General features: G+C 49.1%; 21 protein-coding genes and 1 other annotated feature. Of the genes, 11 read left to right on the top strand and 10 right to left on the bottom strand.

The window, feature by feature from the left end; genetic code table 11:
* Positions 1-129 precede the first annotated feature (129 nt).
* The 6 genes from ppiB to MKR94_RS03185 all read left to right on the top strand — a co-directional run bounded on the left by ppiB (position 130) and on the right by MKR94_RS03185 (position 4,830).
* Positions 130-624 (top strand): peptidylprolyl isomerase B, encoded by a 495-nt coding sequence (ppiB, locus tag MKR94_RS03210; RefSeq protein ID WP_048911738.1) that lies wholly within the window; start codon positions 130-132, stop codon positions 622-624.
* Complete coding sequence (locus MKR94_RS03205) at positions 624-1,340, top strand: UDP-2,3-diacylglucosamine diphosphatase (protein ID WP_241645431.1); 717 nt, start codon at positions 624-626, stop codon at positions 1,338-1,340. Before ppiB ends, MKR94_RS03205 begins: the two co-directional genes overlap by 1 nt.
* A 108-nt stretch (positions 1,341-1,448) precedes the next feature.
* The gene (gene purE / locus MKR94_RS03200) at positions 1,449-1,958 is read left to right on the top strand and encodes a 5-(carboxyamino)imidazole ribonucleotide mutase (RefSeq protein WP_241645430.1); all 510 of its coding nucleotides are present in this window, start codon (positions 1,449-1,451) and stop codon (positions 1,956-1,958) included.
* Positions 1,955-3,016 carry a 5-(carboxyamino)imidazole ribonucleotide synthase gene (gene purK, locus MKR94_RS03195; RefSeq protein ID WP_241645429.1) on the top strand — a complete coding sequence of 354 codons (1,062 nt, stop codon included), beginning with the start codon at positions 1,955-1,957 and terminating at the stop codon, positions 3,014-3,016. Before purE ends, purK begins: the two co-directional genes overlap by 4 nt.
* A 95-nt stretch (positions 3,017-3,111) precedes the next feature.
* A complete protein-coding gene (locus tag MKR94_RS03190; protein WP_241645428.1) occupies positions 3,112-3,897 on the top strand; it encodes an SDR family oxidoreductase in 786 nt (261 codons plus the stop codon).
* A gap of 75 nt (positions 3,898-3,972) precedes the next feature.
* A complete protein-coding gene (locus MKR94_RS03185; RefSeq protein WP_241645610.1) occupies positions 3,973-4,830 on the top strand; it encodes a co-chaperone YbbN in 858 nt (285 codons plus the stop codon).
* A gap of 4 nt (positions 4,831-4,834) precedes the next feature.
* Here MKR94_RS03185 and cueR read toward each other — a convergent pair whose 3' ends face one another.
* The gene (gene cueR, locus MKR94_RS03180) at positions 4,835-5,248 is read right to left on the bottom strand and encodes a Cu(I)-responsive transcriptional regulator (RefSeq protein ID WP_241645427.1); all 414 of its coding nucleotides are present in this window, start codon (positions 5,246-5,248) and stop codon (positions 4,835-4,837) included.
* Between the two features lie 91 nt (positions 5,249-5,339).
* Between cueR and MKR94_RS03175 the strand changes: the two genes are divergently transcribed.
* The 3 genes from MKR94_RS03175 to ybaK are packed head-to-tail and all read left to right on the top strand — an operon-like array spanning position 5,340 to position 6,833.
* Positions 5,340-5,543 (top strand): cation transporter, encoded by a 204-nt coding sequence (locus MKR94_RS03175; RefSeq protein WP_241645426.1) that lies wholly within the window; start codon positions 5,340-5,342, stop codon positions 5,541-5,543.
* Positions 5,536-6,357: a TraB/GumN family protein gene (locus MKR94_RS03170; RefSeq protein WP_241645425.1), complete on the top strand. Its 822-nt coding sequence runs from the start codon at positions 5,536-5,538 to the stop codon at positions 6,355-6,357. The genes MKR94_RS03175 and MKR94_RS03170 overlap by 8 nt, the downstream gene beginning before the upstream one ends.
* The gene (gene ybaK / locus MKR94_RS03165) at positions 6,354-6,833 is read left to right on the top strand and encodes a Cys-tRNA(Pro)/Cys-tRNA(Cys) deacylase YbaK (RefSeq protein ID WP_241645424.1); all 480 of its coding nucleotides are present in this window, start codon (positions 6,354-6,356) and stop codon (positions 6,831-6,833) included. The genes MKR94_RS03170 and ybaK overlap by 4 nt, the downstream gene beginning before the upstream one ends.
* Here the strand turns inward: ybaK and MKR94_RS03160 are convergent.
* Positions 6,830-7,696 (bottom strand): LysR family transcriptional regulator, encoded by an 867-nt coding sequence (locus MKR94_RS03160; protein ID WP_241645423.1) that lies wholly within the window; start codon positions 7,694-7,696, stop codon positions 6,830-6,832. The two genes, ybaK and MKR94_RS03160, sit on opposite strands and share 4 nt — an antisense overlap.
* 88 nt (positions 7,697-7,784) lie before the next feature.
* Here MKR94_RS03160 and MKR94_RS03155 point away from each other — a divergent pair, with 88 nt between their 5' ends.
* Together MKR94_RS03155 and ybaL are read left to right on the top strand one after the other, a co-directional pair.
* The gene (locus tag MKR94_RS03155; RefSeq protein WP_241645422.1) at positions 7,785-8,219 is read left to right on the top strand and encodes a PACE efflux transporter; all 435 of its coding nucleotides are present in this window, start codon (positions 7,785-7,787) and stop codon (positions 8,217-8,219) included.
* Positions 8,220-8,347: 128 nt separating this feature from the next.
* Positions 8,348-10,039: a YbaL family putative K(+) efflux transporter gene (ybaL, locus tag MKR94_RS03150; protein WP_241645421.1), complete on the top strand. Its 1,692-nt coding sequence runs from the start codon at positions 8,348-8,350 to the stop codon at positions 10,037-10,039.
* 31 nt (positions 10,040-10,070) lie between these two features.
* Here ybaL and MKR94_RS03145 read toward each other — a convergent pair whose 3' ends face one another.
* The 8 genes from MKR94_RS03145 to apt form a co-directional block, all read right to left on the bottom strand.
* Positions 10,071-11,372 (bottom strand): inosine/guanosine kinase, encoded by a 1,302-nt coding sequence (locus tag MKR94_RS03145; protein ID WP_241645420.1) that lies wholly within the window; start codon positions 11,370-11,372, stop codon positions 10,071-10,073.
* Positions 11,373-11,456: 84 nt separating this feature from the next.
* Positions 11,457-12,416 (bottom strand): ferrochelatase, encoded by a 960-nt coding sequence (gene hemH / locus MKR94_RS03140; protein ID WP_241645419.1) that lies wholly within the window; start codon positions 12,414-12,416, stop codon positions 11,457-11,459.
* 87 nt (positions 12,417-12,503) lie between these two features.
* Entirely contained in the window at positions 12,504-13,148 is a 645-nt protein-coding gene (gene adk / locus MKR94_RS03135; protein WP_241645418.1) for an adenylate kinase, read from the bottom strand.
* Positions 13,149-13,256: 108 nt separating this feature from the next.
* The gene (htpG, locus tag MKR94_RS03130; protein ID WP_241645417.1) at positions 13,257-15,125 is read right to left on the bottom strand and encodes a molecular chaperone HtpG; all 1,869 of its coding nucleotides are present in this window, start codon (positions 15,123-15,125) and stop codon (positions 13,257-13,259) included.
* 106 nt (positions 15,126-15,231) lie between these two features.
* A complete protein-coding gene (gene recR, locus MKR94_RS03125; protein ID WP_241645416.1) occupies positions 15,232-15,837 on the bottom strand; it encodes a recombination mediator RecR in 606 nt (201 codons plus the stop codon).
* Positions 15,837-16,166, bottom strand: a complete 330-nt coding sequence (locus tag MKR94_RS03120; protein WP_048911719.1) for a YbaB/EbfC family nucleoid-associated protein — start codon at positions 16,164-16,166, stop codon at positions 15,837-15,839. The genes recR and MKR94_RS03120 overlap by 1 nt, the downstream gene beginning before the upstream one ends.
* A gap of 53 nt (positions 16,167-16,219) precedes the next feature.
* Positions 16,220-18,124, bottom strand: coding sequence for a DNA polymerase III subunit gamma/tau (gene dnaX / locus MKR94_RS03115; RefSeq protein ID WP_241645415.1), 1,905 nt, complete (start codon positions 18,122-18,124; stop codon positions 16,220-16,222).
* Positions 16,820-16,881 (bottom strand) — a sequence feature (DnaX frameshifting element). It overlaps the preceding gene by 62 nt.
* Positions 18,125-18,274: 150 nt before the next feature.
* The gene (gene apt, locus MKR94_RS03110; RefSeq protein WP_241645414.1) at positions 18,275-18,829 is read right to left on the bottom strand and encodes an adenine phosphoribosyltransferase; all 555 of its coding nucleotides are present in this window, start codon (positions 18,827-18,829) and stop codon (positions 18,275-18,277) included.
* Position 18,830: the final 1 nt, after the last annotated feature.

The following is an 18,830-nucleotide window of genomic DNA, read 5'->3' as shown; positions in this document are numbered from 1 at the left end:
GCCCTCTCACCGTCTCTTGGACAATACTGACGTAATGCATCAATTTATGTTATAAAATAGAGCCTCCGGCGGTACAAACTGCCGGTGAAAACCAGCGAATAGTTATTTTAACCCTGACAGGAAATCATTATGGTCACCTTCCAAACGAATTTTGGCGATATCGTCATCAAAACTTTTGATGAGCAAGCACCAGAGACAGTAAAAAACTTTTTAAGCTACTGTAGCGAAGGTTTTTACGACAACACTATTTTCCACCGTGTGATCAATGGTTTTATGATCCAAGGCGGCGGATTTGAACCTGGTATGCAGCAAAAAAATACCAAAGCAGAAATTCGTAATGAAGCTAACAATGGCCTAAAAAACACCCGTGGTACGCTAGCGATGGCCCGTACTTCCGCGCCTCACTCTGCAACGGCACAATTCTTTATCAACGTTGCTGATAACGACTTCCTGAACTTCCGTGACGAGAGCGTTCAAGGCTGGGGCTACTGTGTCTTTGCTGAAGTGGTTGAAGGCATGGACGTAGTTGAAAAAATCAAGGCAGTGTCAACGGGCCGCAGTGGTATGCACCAAGATGTGCCTAAAGAAGATGTTGTGATTCAAAAAGCGATCGTGACCGAGTAATGTCACGAATCCTGTTTATCGCAGATCTTCATCTGTGTCAGGAAGAACCGGCAATTACTGCCGGTTTTCTGCATTTTCTCGCCAACCAAGCGTTAACCTGTAGCGAACTCTATATTTTAGGCGACCTATTTGAAGCGTGGATTGGCGACGATGACCCCTCCCCACTCCATCAGCAAATCGCACAAGCTCTCGCGGCGCTGCCTATCCCAGTCTATTTTATTCATGGCAACCGAGATTTCTTAGTGGGTAAACGCTTTGCTCAACAAGCCGGTATGCAACGACTTCCTGAAGAGGTTGTCCTTGAACGCTTTGGTCAACGCCTGGTCATTATGCATGGCGACACACTCTGTACCGATGATGTCGGCTACCTAGCCTTTCGTAAGAAGGTCCACACTCCTTGGGTCCAATGGCTTTTCTTACGTCTACCGCTCGCATTGCGTCTTAAGATCGCCCGTAAAATGCGACAAAGCAGTCAACAGGCCAATCAGCATAAACCCATGACCGTGATGGACGTCAACCCACACGCCGTTATTGAAGTACTCCAACGCCATCAGGCGACCTTACTGGTGCATGGCCATACCCACCAACCGGCGATCCATCCAGTCCCTGAGATTTCGCCCTCAGCTCAACGAGCCGTGCTAGGCGCGTGGCACCATGAAGGGTGGATGATCGAATGGACCGAACAAGGCTTAACCCTTAACCATTTTCCTTGGTAATAATACTACGCAACCGTTTTCCTAACAGCATTGACATGCTATTCTTGCGGCCTAATTATCGCGAGTCAGAGAAGCTTGTGTACGTTTTAGGAACGAGGAGTTGAGTTCATGTCGTTAAGTTCTGCCCCCGCTAAAGTCGCCATAGTCATGGGTTCAAAAAGTGACTGGGCTACGATGCAGTCTGCCGCTGACGTATTAACCGAGTTAGGCATTGCCCATCATGTGGAAGTCGTTTCCGCCCACCGTACCCCCGATAAACTCTTTAGCTTCGCCGAAAACGCTCAACAGCAGGGTTTCGATGTCATCATCGCGGGCGCGGGCGGTGCAGCACACCTTCCCGGAATGCTCGCAGCGAAAACCCTGGTCCCAGTGCTAGGCGTACCGGTGCAAAGCGCAGCTTTAAGTGGTGTTGACAGCCTTTACTCTATAGTACAAATGCCTAAGGGAATTCCGGTCGGCACCCTTGCGATCGGCAAAGCAGGTGCGGCCAATGCAGCGTTATTAGCGGCACAAATCCTTGCCCTGCATGACTCGCTGATTGCTTCGCGTTTGGCTGAATGGCGTGTTAAGCAGACCGATGCCGTCCTGCAACACCCCGATCCGCGGGAGGATGCATGAAGTCAGTCTGCGTGCTCGGGAATGGTCAATTAGGTAGGATGTTGCGCCAAGCGGGCGAACCCTTAGGCATAGCGGTGCATCCGGTAGGAATTGATGCGGATCCTGATGAACTACCGATTAAGCAAAGTATCATTACCGCTGAAATCGAACGTTGGCCAGAGACCCCCCTTACCCGCCAATTAGCTTCTCATGACGCGTTTATCAATCGGGATATTTTCCCTCAATTAGCCGACCGATTGCCTCAGAAACAATTACTGGACCAACTGGGTCTTGCCACCGCCCCGTGGCAATTACTCCGTTCTGCGGAGCAATGGCCGACTATTTTTGCAACCTACGGTGAGCTGGCGATTATTAAGCGCCGCACCGGTGGCTATGATGGTCGGGGGCAATGGCGACTCACCTCCCAGACCACCGAAGAATTACCGAATGAATGCTATGGCGAATGCATCGTTGAACAAGCAATAAATTTCTCTGGCGAACTCTCGCTGGTCGGGGCCAGAAATGCCGCCGGAGAAATTGTGTTTTACCCCGTAACTCATAATCTGCATCAGCAGGGGATTCTGTTTGCCAGTGTCGCGCACCCACAGCCTAGCCCTGCGCATCAACAGCAAGCAGAAGCCATGTTGACCGCCATTCTGACGGAATTAAACTATGTCGGTGTGATGGCAATGGAGTGCTTTGTCACACCCGAGGGTTTGTTAATCAACGAGTTAGCCCCTCGAGTTCACAACAGCGGACACTGGACACAAAACGGCGCATCAATCAGCCAATTTGCACTGCACCTTCGCGCCCTTTGCGGTTTACCGCTACCGCGTCCCGTTGTTGAATCAACCTCGGTGATGATTAACCTGATTGGTTGTGAGCTCGATTACCGTTGGCTAGCCGATCCGCTTATCCATCTACACTGGTACGATAAAGCCGTGCGACCCGGCCGAAAAGTGGGCCACTTGACTCTCTGTAGCACAGAGTCGACCGCCTTGCAGCAAAGCTTATCTCAGCTCTCTCACTTACTGCCTGCCGAATATGCCCCCGCGCTCGCCTGGGCGAAAAACCAATAGTTACCCTTGCTGGGGCATCCCCCCCAGCATGACTGGCACTTAGCCCTCTCTCTGTGCTAGCGTAGAAGTATTCTCACTATTCTGAGCCTTAACCTGTGCAAAAAAATGTCCTTATTACTGGCTGCTCAAGTGGCATCGGCCTGATTAGCGCCCTCGACCTTCACCAGCGTGGATACCGTGTGATTGCAGGCTGTCGCAAACCCGACGATTTGACCCGATTGAATGCGTTAGGGTTGACGGCCATACTGATCGATATGGATGATCCTACTTCGGTTGAACAAGCCATCGAGAGCGTTAAATCCCTGACTAGCGGAAAGCTCTTTGCCCTGTTCAATAATGCAGGTTACGGTCAGTATGGTCCCTTAACGACCATTAGCCGGCAACAAATGGAACATCAGTTCTCAACCAATTTCTTTGGCGTACATCAGCTAACCTTAGGATTGTTGCCGCTGCTACGAGCAAATGGCCACGCGCGAATTCTTAATACCAGTTCGGTAATGGGTTTTATTGCCACCCCTGGGCGCGGTGCCTATGCTGCCAGTAAATATGCCTTAGAGGCTTGGACCGATACGCTACGAATGGAGCTTTCCAAAGAGTCTATTTCGGTGAGCTTGCTTGAGCCTGGCCCGATCACCACGGCATTTTCGACTAACGTTCAACAAGGGGATCACGCTAATCCTATCGAGAACCCAGGGATAGCCGCTCGCTTCGCCCTGCCCCCTGAAGCGCTACTCCCGAAAATACGTCATGCGCTAGAAAGCCGTTACCCTCTCCGTCGCTATCCTGTCACCCTTGTCACTTACGCGATGGCTATCGCAAAGCGCCTGCTACCAAGCTGGCTGATGGATAGTATTCTCAATAATCCCAGTAAGAAATCGTGAATACCGCTTGAAGCTGAGCGAAAAGATCCCCATGTTTAGCGTTAAGCGAAGAGTTAATAGATGAGGAATATTATGATGTCACCCCAGGCGTCGATTATTGAGATCGACGAGAGTAACCTTCAACAGGTATTACAACAGTCGGCTCAGATCCCCGTGGTTTTTTACTTCTGGTCAGAGCGTAGTCAGCATTGTCTTGAGCTTAACCCAGTATTAGAAAAGTTGGCGAATGAGTACGCCGGACAGTTTATCCTCGCCCGCCTTGATTGTGACCAACAGCAGCATATCGCGAGTCAATTTGGTCTGCGCGCTATTCCGACTGTCTATCTCTTTCAAAATGGTCAACCCGTCGATGGTTTCCAAGGGCCACAACCTGAAGCGGCTATTCGCGAATTGCTGGCCAAAGTGTTGCCCCGCGAAGAGGATCTAAAGGTCCAACAGGCGCAAGCCTTGCTGGCCGAAGATAAACCGCTAGAGGCCCTCCCTCTGCTGCGTGATGCTTGGCAACTGAGTGAAAAGAGTAGTGAAATAGGCTTTCTCTATGCACAAACCCTGCTCGACCTAAACCGCAGTGAAGAAGCCGAAGACGTACTGAAAGCCGTGCCCTTACAGGATCAAGATAGTCGTTATCAGGGATTATTGGCGCAGATCGATTTACTCAAGCAAGCGGCGGACTCACCACAAATCCAACAGTTACAAGCAGATCTCGCCGCCGATCCGAGCAATGCAAGCGTTGCAAACCACCTTGCGATCCAATTACAGCAAGTGGGTCGTCATGAAGAAGCGTTGGAGCTACTCTTCACCTTGCTGCGTAAAGACCTCAGTTGTGGTGAAGGGCAAGTGAGAAAAACGTTCCAAGAAATTCTTGCGGCCTTAGGGACTGGGGATGCACTGGCTACTCGTTACCGTCGCCAGCTCTACTCCCTGCTCTACTAAGACCTTAGGACTCTGGGCTGTTTTGATGACAGCCCTGAGCCCATCCCGCAATTATCGGACACTCTGCATTATCATCGCCGGGGCAATTGGCCGCCAGACTTATTAATCGCTGCCGTATTTGGGTAATTTCATCCAGTTGACGCGTTAACTGCTCAATTTTCTCTAGGGTTCGCGCTTTTATATCTGCGCTTCGGCGCTGCGGGTCACGATACAGTTCGACGAATTCACGACACTCATCCAAAGAAAATCCTGCGGCTTTCGCTTGCTTAATGAGGGTCAATTCCTCGATATGCTGCTCATGATAGTCTCGATAGCCATTAAGGGATCGAGGCGGTGGGGTAAATAGCCCTCTGTCTTCGTAAAAACGAATCGCTTTACTGGTGAGTCCTGTCCGCTGTGCGGCTTGGCTAATATTCATCTTTTACTCCTCGATTCGTGCGCAAGGCTTGACCTCCCCCTAAGGGTAAGGACTACACTACTACTTTACACCCTCTGAATTAGGAGCGACTATGTCTAGAACATTACAATTCACTCTCAGCGGTCTATCTTGTAATCATTGTGTCTCACAAGTTAAAAAGATACTCGAACAACGCTCTGATGTCACCTCAGCGCAAGTGACGATTGACCATGCCACCGTCGTCAGTACGGCATCACCAGAGGTGTTAATCGATGTGATCAGTGACGAAGGCTATCACGCTCATCTCGATGACTAAAACTTCGTTTCTAACAAAAATTCGCCAGTGGCTTAGGCCGAACCAAGAATGGCTCTCGTATACTTGTTCAAGAGGTGAGCGAGAGTTTATTCTTGTTGGCAGTATTCATATGGGCGTGCCTGCGATGGCTCCGCTACCGAGCGAGCTACGTAACATACAGCGTGACTGTCACGCTTTAGTTGTTGAAGCCGATATTACACAAAGCCCAGTCCCAGAAATTGAATCTTCAGCACAGATCCCTACGCTACAGCAACGATTAACCACAGAACAGTGGCTACAGTTTGAAGCGGCTTGCCAGGAGTGCCACCTCGATCCCTTAATGCTAGCTCAATTTCCTGCATGGCAAATTGGCCTGACGTTACAACAGAAACAAGCCCATATGCTGGGACTACGCCCTGAATTTGGAGTGGACCATCAACTATTGAACCTTGCCCACCAGGCGGATCAACCGGTAATTACCCTAGAAAGCCCACAACAACAACTCCAGCTACTGACAAACTTACCCCATCAAGGCCTAGATTTATTACTTGATAGCTTGGTGCATTGGCGCAGTAATGCGCGACAGCTACAAAAGATGATTGATTGGTGGTTATCCAAAAACCACTCCTCCCCTTCTCCATTGCCTGCGCTATCGCGCAGTTTCGGTGATAATCTACAGCAGACTTTTATCACCGAGCGTAATAGACAATGGGCGAGACAATTACTCGCTCTGCCACCAGGACGATATTTAGTGGCGGTAGGCGCCCTACACTTAAGTGGTCGCGATAATGTGATCGATCTTATTACTTCACCTGCACAGGAAAAGTCACGATGACCCCTGCCATTTTACAACTTGAAAAAGCGCAGATCGCTTATCAACAGCATTCCTACGATCACGATCCTACTAATACTCATTTTGGTGAAGAGGCCGTTGAGAAGTTAGGTCTGGTCGCCTCAAGCGTATTCAAAACCTTACTGGTCGCGATCAACGGGGATAATAAGCAGTTAGCGGTAGCCGTGACCCCGGTGTCGACACAACTTGACCTAAAGAAAGTGGCTAAAGCACTAAAGTGTAAAAAAGTGGATATGGCTGATCCCACCATCGCGGAAAGGACAACGGGCTACAAAGTCGGTGGGATAAGCCCTCTCGGCCAAAAGAAGCGATTACCGACAGTAATAGATCGCAGTGCTGAACATCAATCCGAAATCTATATTTCCGGTGGCAAACGCGGACTCGATATCAGTCTCTCACCACAAGACCTCGCCACTCAACTGGGTGCGCAGTTTGTCGAGATAGCGCGCGACCACTAATCCTTAGCGGCCGTCAGTTGATCAATCATCCATAAGCAGGCTGGGCCAACGCTGTGACGCACAGACCAGATAACCTCTAAGTTAATTTGTTGCGGCCAGCCAGCTAACGGAAGTTGAGCTAGACTCTCGTTACCAAAATAGTCCACCATCCAACAGGGTAACTTTGCCCAGCCAAACCCTTGTTGCGCCATATCCAGCAAAAGAATGTAAGAAGAGGCTGACCATACCAGTCCTTCGCTGCGTTGAATCCCCGCGCGACTCCAAGTGTTAAGCTGCAGTTGGCGGATACCTTTTAGATCATCAAGCGTCAGCGTTGCCTGTTGGCACAGCGGATGGTCTTTCGCCAGATAGATACCGGTATGGCCAGAAATCGCTAAGCTTCGACTAACCAGTTCAGTTGGAAGGTGGGGTTGTTTGGTGATTAAGCCAAGTTGCGCACGGCCACTTTTCAATAATTCAATAACATCTTCGTTTTCAGCGATGAGGCATTCAAACTCAACTTCCGAAAACTTTTCCGCAAATTGGCTTAATAATCGATCATGGTGGCCTGCAGGCCAGTGGTCGGAGATCGCCAAGGTGACACGCGGTTCGATGCCTTGAGCCAAACGCAAAGCCACATCGTCGAGGCGTTGGTTTGCCGCTAAGATCTCTCTGGCTTGGGCCAACACACGCCGTCCCTCCTCCGTCAGCATCAAGTGCCTTGAGGTGCGTTCAAACACTGCAAAACCTAGATGATCTTCAAGACTCGAGACCGCCACGCTGATGGTCGACTGACTTTTACCTAATGCGCGTGCAGCAGCTGAAAAGGATCCGCTTGCCACAGATTGTACAAAGGCTTCGAGAGATTCTGGTGAGTAATACATGTTTACCTATCGTTTTTTACGATACTAGCTAGTTTGTACTATACACCCTCGCCGTTGAAAATATAGCGCTAATCATCTTGGAGGAACAATGAGTCACAAATCGCTTAAAGAGAGAGTTTTCCACGCCGTGGGGTATGAAGTTACCGCGCTACTCATCACTATCCCGGGTGCTGCCCTCCTTTTACAACGCCCTATCGGGCATATTGGCGTAACGGTTATCGCCATTGCTTTGCTGGCAATGGCTTGGAATATGCTGTTCAACAGCTTATTCGATCGCGTCTATCCGCCCCGTGCGCCACGCAACTTTTATGTGCGTTCGCTGCAAGCGATTGGTTTCGAAGGTGGCTTATTGAGCATGGCCTTACCCCTGACGGCTTGGTGCATGAATATGTCTCTTCAAGAGGCCTTTACCATGGATATTGGGCTACTATTTTTTTATCTCCCTTACACGTATCTTTATAACTGGGTATGGGATAGCCTAGTAAATTATTATTTAAAACGTAAGGTTGCTACGAGCCGCTAACTCACTGATCGATAAGTTCATATAAGAGTCATACTTTGTAACCTTTACTTATACTTACTTACGGATTCACCTGCACAATTCTTTTTTTTGCTAAAGTAAGACATTATCCCTGCAAAATGGAGAGGCGGATGCATTCGACCACCCCCTTAATTACGACACTCGTAGGCGGATTGGTACTTGCCTTTCTATTAGGAATGCTTGCTAACCGCCTACGCATCTCGCCGTTAGTCGGATATCTTTTAGCAGGTGTGTTAGCTGGCCCCTTCACTCCCGGCTTTGTGGCCGACACAAACCTCGCCCCAGAACTCGCCGAGTTAGGCGTTATTTTGCTGATGTTTGGCGTTGGCTTACACTTCTCATTGAAAGATTTGATGTCGGTAAAATCGATAGCAATTCCAGGGGCCATTGCCCAGATTATTGTTGCCACCTTGCTCGGAATGGGACTCTCTTCATTGCTTGGTTGGCCCTTAATCAGCGGACTTGTCTTTGGCCTCTGCTTATCCACCGCAAGTACCGTGGTATTGTTACGGGCGTTAGAAGAACGTCAGCTGTTAGATAGTCAACGCGGACGCATCGCCATCGGTTGGTTAATCGTTGAAGATTTAGTCATGGTTTTAGCCTTAGTTCTGCTGCCTGCGATGGCGGGTGTATTAGAAAAAGGCGAAGCCAATTTTTCCCTCCTCGCTTGGGACCTATTACTCACCTTAGGTAAAGTTGTCGCCTTTATGCTGTTAATGATGATCATTGGCCGGCGGCTTATCCCTTGGATCTTGTCTCGCAGCGCGGCAACAGGTTCACGTGAACTCTTCACTCTTTCTGTCCTCGCCCTCGCATTAGGTATCGCCTTTGGTGCTGTAGAGCTTTTTGATGTTTCTTTCGCGCTTGGCGCTTTTTTTGCAGGAATGGTATTAAACGAATCAGAACTCAGTCATCGCGCCGCACATGATACCCTCCCTTTGCGCGATGCCTTCGCGGTACTGTTTTTCGTCTCTGTCGGTATGCTGTTCGACCCGCATATTCTGTTGGAGCGCCCGTTCGCCATCATTGGTGCGCTGGTGATTATTCTGCTAGGCAAGTCGCTCGCAGCGTGGCTGCTAGTAAAAGTATTAGGGCACTCTACCCGTACCGCCATGACTATCGCTGTCAGCCTTGCACAGATTGGCGAGTTCTCTTTTATCCTCGCGGGCCTCGGGATCACGCTCAATCTGCTGAGTAAAGAGGGCCAAAACCTGGTCTTAGCCGCCGCCATTCTCTCCATCATGCTTAATCCAATTCTCTTTACCCTGGCAGAGCGCTGGATGAAGCGAGAAAAGCACGAAACTAAGGAAAAGAAAGAAGTAGAACTAGTGGAAGAGCTCCCCCAAGTCCCACTCACGCTCTGTCACCATGCCTTAATTGTGGGCTACGGCCGTGTTGGGCGGCTGCTTTATGAACAACTCATCGCTGAAGGACTCACCGTAGTGGTGGTCGAAAATAGTCGTAGCCGAATTGATGAAATGCGAGAAAAAGGTATTTTGACAATTTACGGGAATGCCGCGAGACCCGAAGTGATGGCCTTGATGCGGCTCGACTGCGCGCAATGGTTATTGCTCACTATACCTAATAGCTATGAGTCGGGAGAGATCGCCGCTACCGCTCGTGAGCAACGTCCTGACCTAGCTATTTTTGCTCGAGCTCACCATGATGATGAGGTCGACTATCTACACGCCCACGGCTGTGATCATATCGTGATGGGAGAAAGGGAAATTGCTTATGGACTCCAACAAGCGGTACAACGCACGCTGCCTCAACAACAGAGCGCCTTTTGCCCGCTCAACTAGTTATAGCCCCCTAGCACGCGGGGGCTATGGTTCAGCGATCCCAATAAGCCTCTTCGAGGCTATCTTCACGCTCCGGTAAGCCACGACTTAATCGCGGTGAATGTTGATTGAGCACTTGATAACTCACGCGATTGGCATACTTACATACTTGCGATAACGACGAATAGGTGAGGTAATGGTGCTGATGTTTATTCGAGTTAGGCACTTTCCGGCGATGATAAAGATTTGCCGACAGGTCATGCAGTAAAGCCGCCAGTGCCCCGTCACCTGCGCCATTGGTATTCATGATCTTTTCAGGTCCCCCCATATAGGGTGCGATATGTGAATAGACCTTTAGCGGCTGTTCGCAATCGCTCGCCCGCATTGCCCGGCTAAATTCATACTGATTAAATTCAGCAATCGCTCCCGGTAGCAGTGGCAGATTTGTTTTACGCTTACAGGCTTCCTCAATAAAGCCGCCCATATACAAGCCGGCAGGTCCTGCCGTACACAGCACAAGATCTACCCATTCAAGTGCTTTATCTGTGGCTAACAGCGGATCGTTTTCCCCCGTCAGCTCTAGCGCCTCTTCTTCATTCATCGCTAAGATGGAAACATGATCCCGTAAAAAGTCACGCCAGAATTGCGGATCGTCGGCAATGATATGACGTGTACCCAGGGTCAATACGACCGGAACCTGGTGTTTTTTCGCATACTCAATAGCCTGCATGGCCGCATCAGGCATTGGTTCGCCGGGCTTAGCGCGAAGGAGGTAGGAGGTAAGCAGTAAGGCTGAAGCGCCTGCGATGACCTCTTCGGGAATACTTTCAGGCCGTAGTTGATTAATATCACCAGGGTTTATGGCAAAGGTTCGTTCCCCTGCCGAATTAATCAAGGTGTAACAGCGACCAATTGCCCCATCTACCCCTTGCATATGGTTAAGATCCATCCGACTGGAGGTGTTGCAGAGATACCGATAAGCATAGTCACCAATATGGATATTATTACAAATTACGCCGAGAAGAATCGATCGGTCATCTGCCAACACGGAGTAATTATGCAAAGTATTACCCACTGTCCCGCCAGCAAATTGGTGAGATAAAAGATTACGTTGGCGAAGTTCTTGGTAAAGCGCCTCGGAGACGTCATCCTCAAGAATAAAAGAATAGCCTCCGGTTAAGCCATAACGGCTAAGAAAGTCATCATCGACCTCTGCCTCGATATCCACCATGGTTTGATCGATACCGACCAACCATCCCATCGAGTCGACCTCAACGGGCACTGAGATCAATAATGGGTCGCGAGCGTTAACAGGGAAATAGTGCTTTGATTTGCGTTTACCGGGAAATTTCATAGTACAGAGTAATCAGGGGAAAATAGGCACAGAATAGTAGCATAATTCCCCTGTTCATTACTCAGTTATCTCGTTAGGTTGAGATTATTTGAATTGATTCACCAAGTCCAACATCATATCAATATGCAAAGGGTCTGCATTAAGTGCGGGAATATAGTGGAAACTCTTGCCGCCCGCATGCATGAAAAATTCCCGGTTTTGCTCATTAATCTCTTCAAGCGTTTCTAAACAATCCGCTGAGAAGCCCGGAGACATCACTTGAATATGATGAATACCTCTGTCAGGTAGCGTCTTAATCGTTTCATCAGTATAAGGCATCAACCATGGCTCACGACCAAAGCGAGATTGATAAGTCATCATAATCTGTTCCGACGATAACCCTAGGGCATCTGCTAAGGCATGGTAAGTCTGTTCACAGCGTTTCGGGTAATCATCGCCTTGATCGGCAAAGCGTTGAGGGATACCGTGAAATGACAGTAGTAACAGATCAGGTTTACCGTGCTCAGCGAAGCTACGCTCTACGGAATCTTTCAGTGCCTCAATATAGAGAGGGTGAGTTGCATAGTCTCGGATAAACTTAATCGCTGGCATGGTGCGACGTTTACGAAACGTGTTGTACAGACCATCCCATACTGCGGAAACTGTCGACGACGAAAACTGTGGATAGAGGGGTAATACAATCAGCCGCGTTACGCCCTGATCAAGCAGCGAATCTACCGCGTGTTGTAATGATGGATTACCATAACTCATGCCCAGCGCCACCGGCATATCCGTTTTTTTCGCTAAGGCGTCACGTTGTTGCTGGCTAAAAACTAGCAGTGGAGAACCGCCTTCCATCCAGACCGAAGCATAGAGCTTGGCGACCCTTGGTGAACGGAACGGTAAAATTGCACCTCTCAAAATAGGTTGCCAAAACAGATCAGGCACATCGACAACCCGTTTATCACTTAAAAACTGTTTTAAATAACGCTTTACCGCGGCAGTCGTCGGGGCATCAGGCGTGCCAAGATTAACTAATAACACGCCCGGTTTATCTACGGTCATATACTTTTCCTGGTTTAAAAAAAGCGAATCAGTTAAGGCAAACAGTGGTGAGATGCCGAACGGTTACTGACGGTCCGGCATAGATGATTAGCCGAGTAATGACTTAAGTTGGGCACTGACTTGCGCGACGGGTTGCGTACCGTCGATTTTTTCATAGCGCGTCTCACCGTTTGCCGCAGCTTGAGTATAGTAGTTAATTAACGGTGCGGTCATTTGATGATATTCGACGAGACGATTACGAACCGTTGCTTCTTCATCATCTTTACGAATAGTCAGCGGCTCACCTGTCACATCATCTTTGTCCGCTTCTTTAGGCGGGTTATAGGCAACGTGATAGACACGTCCAGATGGGGCGTGGACACGGCGCCCTGCGATACGACCAATGATAACCTCATCAGGCACCGCAAATTCCAAAACAATATCAATCCCGATATCAGCTTCTTTCATTGCATCCGCTTGCGGAATTGTGCGAGGAAAACCATCCAGTAAGAACCCTTTGTGGCAATCTGCTTGGGCAATGCGTTCTTTAACTAAGGCGATAACCAGTTCATCGGTCACTAACTTACCAGCGTCCATCAGCGCTTTAGCTTGCTGGCCCAGTGGAGACCCTGCTTTTACTGCTGCACGCAGCATATCACCTGTTGAAATTTGTGGAATGCCGTAGTTCTCCATGATGAACTGCGCCTGAGTACCTTTACCTGCGCCCGGAGCTCCGAGCAAAATAATACGCATTGCGTAATACCTCTTGCGAATTGCTTTAAACTTATGAAGTGGGAAAATAACACTATGTTGCATTGACCACAAGATAAGGCGTCGCTTTCACGACGCCTTGGAGGGGGACTACGCGAGGAGTAACTGATTCATTCTACGAATAAATTGGTTTGGATCTTCTAAGGTTCCACGCTCAGCGAACAGCGCTTGGTCGAGGAGCAGTTCAATCCAGTCGGCAAAGTGCGCATCGTCTTGCGTTTGCGCAGCCTGTTTGACTAAACGGTGCTCAGGGTTGATCTCGAAGATATACTTCACCTCAGGGGCTTCTTGACCTGCTGCCGCAAAGAGTTTTGCCATTTGCGTACTAATTTCATCTGCACCAGTGACAACGATTGCAGGCGTATCAGTAAGACGGTGTGTTAAGCGCACTTCTTTAACGCGATCACCCAGTAGGGTTTTTACGCGCTCAACGAATGGCTCTAACGCTTTTTCATTCTCTTTTTGTTCGTCAGTCTCTTCATCTGCCAACTTTTCTAATGAATCATCCGCTTTACTGACCGATTGGAACACCTTGCCGTCGAATTCAGTCAGGTAGGACATCATCCACTCGTCGATACGATCGGAAAGCAGTAATACCTCAATCCCTTTCTTACGGAATAGCTCTAAATGTGGGCTATTTTTCGCCGCGGCGTAGCTGTCTGCGGTGATAAAGTAGATTTTCTCTTGGCCTTCAGCCATACGCGCGACGTAGTCTTCCAGCGTAACCGTTTGCTCTGCACTATCGTTTTTGGTCGAGGCAAAGCGCAGTAACTTAGCAATCGTCGGCAAGTTAGCAGGGTCTTCAGCAGGACCTTCTTTCAGTGCCATACCGAATGCTTTCCAGAACGTCAGGTATTTCTCGCTATCGTCCTTCGCCAGCTTTTCAAGCATTTGCAACGTACGCTTAGTCAGCGCTGTACGCAGGCTTTGCGTGACACGGCTATCTTGTAAGATCTCACGGGAAACGTTAAGCGGTAGATCGTTGGAATCGATCAGTCCGCGTACAAAACGGAGGTAAGTCGGCATAAACTGCTCGGCGTCGTCCATAATAAATACGCGTTGGACGTAGAGTTTTAGGCCATGCTTATGATCGCGATTCCACATGTCCCACGGAGCTTGAGCCGGGATGTACAGCAGACTGGTATATTCCTGCTTCCCTTCAACACGGTTATGACTCCAGGTCAGTGGGTCGGTAAAGTCATGCGAGACATGCTTATAAAATTCTTTATATTCATCTTCGCTGATTTCTGATTTATTGCGGGTCCACAGCGCTTGGGCTTTATTGATTTTTTCCCATGTTGTGGTATCCGCTTCTTCGTCTTTTTCTTCGATTTCTACCGGCAGAGCAATATGGTCGGAATATTTTCCAACGATATTTTTTACCCGCCAGGTATCTAAGAATTCGTCTTCGCCTTCACGGAGATGCAGTGTAATTTCGGTACCGCGATCGGCTTTTTCAATATCGGCCAGCGTATACTCGCCCTCGCCGGCTGATTCCCAGTAAACCGCTTGATCGGCCTCGGCGCCTGCCGCACGTGTGCGAACGGTGACCTTATCGGCGACGATAAACGCAGAGTAGAAGCCGACACCAAATTGACCAATTAACTGGCTATCTTTAACTTGATCCGAGCCCATTGATTCAAGGAAGGCTTTTGTCCCTGATTTTGCGATAGTCCCTAGATTCTCAATCACTTCATCGCGGGTCATACCTATGCCGTTGTCGCTTAAGGTTAGCGTACGGGCTTCTTTATCGACGGATAGGCGGACACGTAAATCGCCATCACCTTGGTAGAGGTTGGCATCAGAAAGTGCTTTAAAACGCAGTTTGTCTGCGGCATCTGACGCGTTGGAGATCAGTTCACGGAGGAAAATTTCTTTATTTGAGTAGAGAGAATGGATCATCAGGTGCAGAAGTTGTTTCACTTCTGACTGGAAGCCACGGGTTTCTTGTCCTTTCATTTTTTATTCATCCTCAACAAAATGACGGGTTAATTATTGTTGTTTAAGGAGATGGGGACAGTTTTGGGCTTTTCAAGCTGATGTCATGAATAACATCAGCAAGTGATTAATATTTAAACTTTTGACGACCTGCAAGCGAGTGGGAAAGCGTTGTACCATCCACTAACTCTAATTCTCCTCCGACAGGGACACCGTGCGCGATACGCGTGGCTTCCACCCCATATTGGCGACAGAGGGAGGCAATAAAGTTTGCGGTAGCCTCACCTTCGACGGTGGGATTGGTCGCAAGGATCACTTCCGTTAACGTTTCGGTTTGTAGCCGTTGCTCAAGAATATCTAAGCCGATATCGTCAGGACCAATACCGTCTAAGGGCGAGAGATGCCCCATCAATACAAAATAGCGTCCAGCAAATTGCCCTGTCTGTTCAACCGCTTGAATATCGGCAGGACTCTCTACAATACAAATAATCCCGTTTTCTTGACGACGACTATTGGTACAGATCGCGCAGATTTCTTTTTCGGTGAAGGTCCTGCACTGCTGGCAGTGACCGATTTCCGACATCGCAATGGTTAATGCTTGTGCGAGGCGCATACCACCACTGCGATCACGCTGTAGGAGATGAAACGCCATTCGCTGTGCAGATTTAGGCCCTACGCCCGGTAAGCAGCGTAGGGACTCCATCAATGTTTCCAGTAATGGGCTGGATTGCATTAGAATGGCATCTTAAAGCCAGGAGGTAATTGCATCCCGCTAGAGACAGAAGCCATTTTCTCTTTTTGGGTTTCCTCAATACGACGAGCTGCATCGTTAAATGCCGCGGCCACTAAGTCTTCCAGCATATCTTTATCATCTTCTAATAAGCTAGGATCTATCTCAACGCGACGACAGTTATGCGCACCATTGATGGTGACTTTTACTAAGCCAGCCCCGGATTCACCCGTCACTTCTAGCGCAGCGATCTCTTCCTGAACTTGTGACATTTTGTCTTGCATTTGCTGGGCTTGTTTCATCAAGTTACCCAGACCACCTTTACCAAACATATCGCTCTCTCTCTGCTAAGGCCACAGCCATCCTATGATGACCTGTAGCGGTATTAAACGGGACGTATACTTTCTTCATCCAGCTCTGCATCAAACATTTTACGCAGAGTTTGGATATGTGAATCATTTATCACAGCCTCTTTTGCTTGTAATAAACGTTCTTCATAAATGACCTGACGCCACTCAAGTGGCGTTAAGTGTTCAGGATTATCATCGGACTCAATCGTGAGTTCAACCGTTTCTCCCAATAACTGCTGGAAGGCGTTGGTTAATACCTGCTGCGCCGAACTAGAATTTAAATGTTTCTGATGACTGCGTAACTTGATCACGACCTGTTGCTCAACCTGCTGTTTCCAGCTATTCAGGGCTAATTGCTGCACCAGTTTGGGCAGTGACATTCTCGCAATTTGCGCGGCCCAGGGATCCCGTTGGCAAGTTTCAGTAATCAATTGCTGCATCAGTTCCGGATTTTTCTCGTGTTCTAATGCTGTACGCAGCGCCTTGGGCGTGGCAACCGGCAGAACTGTCGCCTCTTCAGCACGTTGCGAGGTCCAACGGTAGCTTTCTTTTTTCTCAATAACCTTAGCGCGAGCGGACTGGCCTGCTGCAGGCGCTTTACGCTCAGTAAGCGTCGCTAATCGCTCGAGCGCCGATTGTGCCGGTCGCGGATTCGACGCAACCGGCTCACTCTTTTTTGCTTGGGAAGCTCCTTGCCGCATTAATGCTGTTCTGGCTTGCAATAATTGGCTGGTCGCATCATTGCCCACTGTCGGCGTTGACGCGGGCACCTCGGTACGTTCAGCCACAACCGGTTTTTCCGGCATAGCAGCTTGCTGTGGCGGTGTGGAAGAGACTTTCGGCGCTTCAACCTTTAGTGGATGAAAAGCTAAGGCTCTCAGCAGCGTCATTTCAATTCCCATACGCGGTTCTGGCGCAAGGGGTAACTCTTTACGACCGGTTAAGACTATTTGGTAATAGAGCTGAAGATCTTCCGGTGGGACCCGACGCGCGAGTTCACGTAGTTGGGTCTCATGCTGGCGATAAGCGTCGTTCAATGAATCGGGAAGGAGTTGTAACATCGCGATAGTATGGAAAATTCTGAGTATTTCCGCCAGTAAGGTATCCCATTCTGTCGCGCGACTCGCGGCTTCAGCCACCAGCGAGAGAGCAGATTCTCCATTCCCTTTAATTATCGCATCCACCAATCTGAGTGGTTGTTCATCATCAAGCGTACCCAGCATCTGCATCACATCTTGATCAGTAACCTGTCCATCTCCGGCGGCAATGGCTTGATCAAGTAAGCTTAGGGCGTCACGTAGGCTACCTTGTGCCGAGCGGGCGAGATATTGCAGCGCACGCGGCTCAAAAGAAATCTGGTCGCTATTCAGGATATGCGACAGTTGCTGCTGAATCTGGTCGGTGTCTAACGCTTTCAAGTGGAACTGCAGACAACGCGACAGAATAGTCACAGGCAGTTTTTGTGGATCGGTGGTGGCGAGTAGAAATTTAACATGCTCAGGCGGCTCTTCAAGCGTTTTGAGCAACGCGTTGAAGCTATGCCGAGAGAGCATATGCACTTCATCAATAAGGTAGACTTTGAAACGACCGCGCACGGGGGCGTATTGCACGTTATCTAATAACTCACGAGTGTCTTCTACACGTGTCCGCGACGCGGCATCAATTTCAATTAAATCGATAAAACGCCCCTGCTCAATCTCAACACAGTTATCGCATTTTCCACAAGGAGTGGCCGTGATGCCCGTTTCGCAATTTAGCCCTTTGGCAAAGAGGCGAGCAATACTGGTTTTCCCCACACCGCGAGTACCCGAAAAAAGGTAAGCGTGATGCAGTCTGCCAAGGTTTAGACCGTTAGCTAACGCGGTTAATACATGTTCCTGACCCACAACATCAGAAAAAATTTGTGGTCGCCATTTTCGTGCGAGAACCTGATAACTCATGGAGATCGTATCACTTGATAGGAGTTAAATATCGACAACCGCGCGACTTGGCGCGGCCGTCACATAACGACGCTTACCGTTGCGTAATGCACTCAGTTTAGCAGTCTGATCGCGCCTTGCCCATCTATTTTAGGACCCGCGCCAGGGGGATTAGTGACCAGGGAAGTCAACAACACTAAAGCAGTTGAGGCCGAGCTTATTCAATCTGTGTTCACCTTCGAGATCAAAAAGATTGATCACAAAAGCAGCATCTTCTACTTGAGCCCCAGCACGACGAATCAGTTTCACTGTTGCTTCAATCGTCCCGCCCGTGGCCAGTAAATCGTCGACCACTAAGACTTTGTCATTTTCGGTCAGCGCATCTTGATGAATTTCTAGGGCGTCTGTACCGTACTCAAGGACATAACTTTCTTGCCACACTGCACGGGGCAGCTTGCCCGGTTTACGAACAGGAACAAACCCGACGCCTAACGCTAGAGCGACCGGTGCGCCAAAGAGAAATCCTCGCGCTTCAGTGCCAATGACTTTCGTGATCCCTACAGTACGGTAACGTTCAGCAATCAATGAAATCGTGGCGGCATAAGCCTGTGGATTCTCCAATAAGCTGGTGACATCGCGAAAGAGTATGCCTGGCTTTGGGTAGTCGGGTACACTGCAAATACTGTCTTTGATCAGTGCGAGTTGAGCGTGGTCTGTAGTGGTCATG

The organism is Rosenbergiella metrosideri (genome assembly GCF_022602565.1).
In the GTDB taxonomy this organism is placed as follows: domain Bacteria; phylum Pseudomonadota; class Gammaproteobacteria; order Enterobacterales; family Enterobacteriaceae; genus Rosenbergiella; species Rosenbergiella metrosideri.
This window is presented reverse-complemented; position numbering and strand designations above follow the sequence as displayed.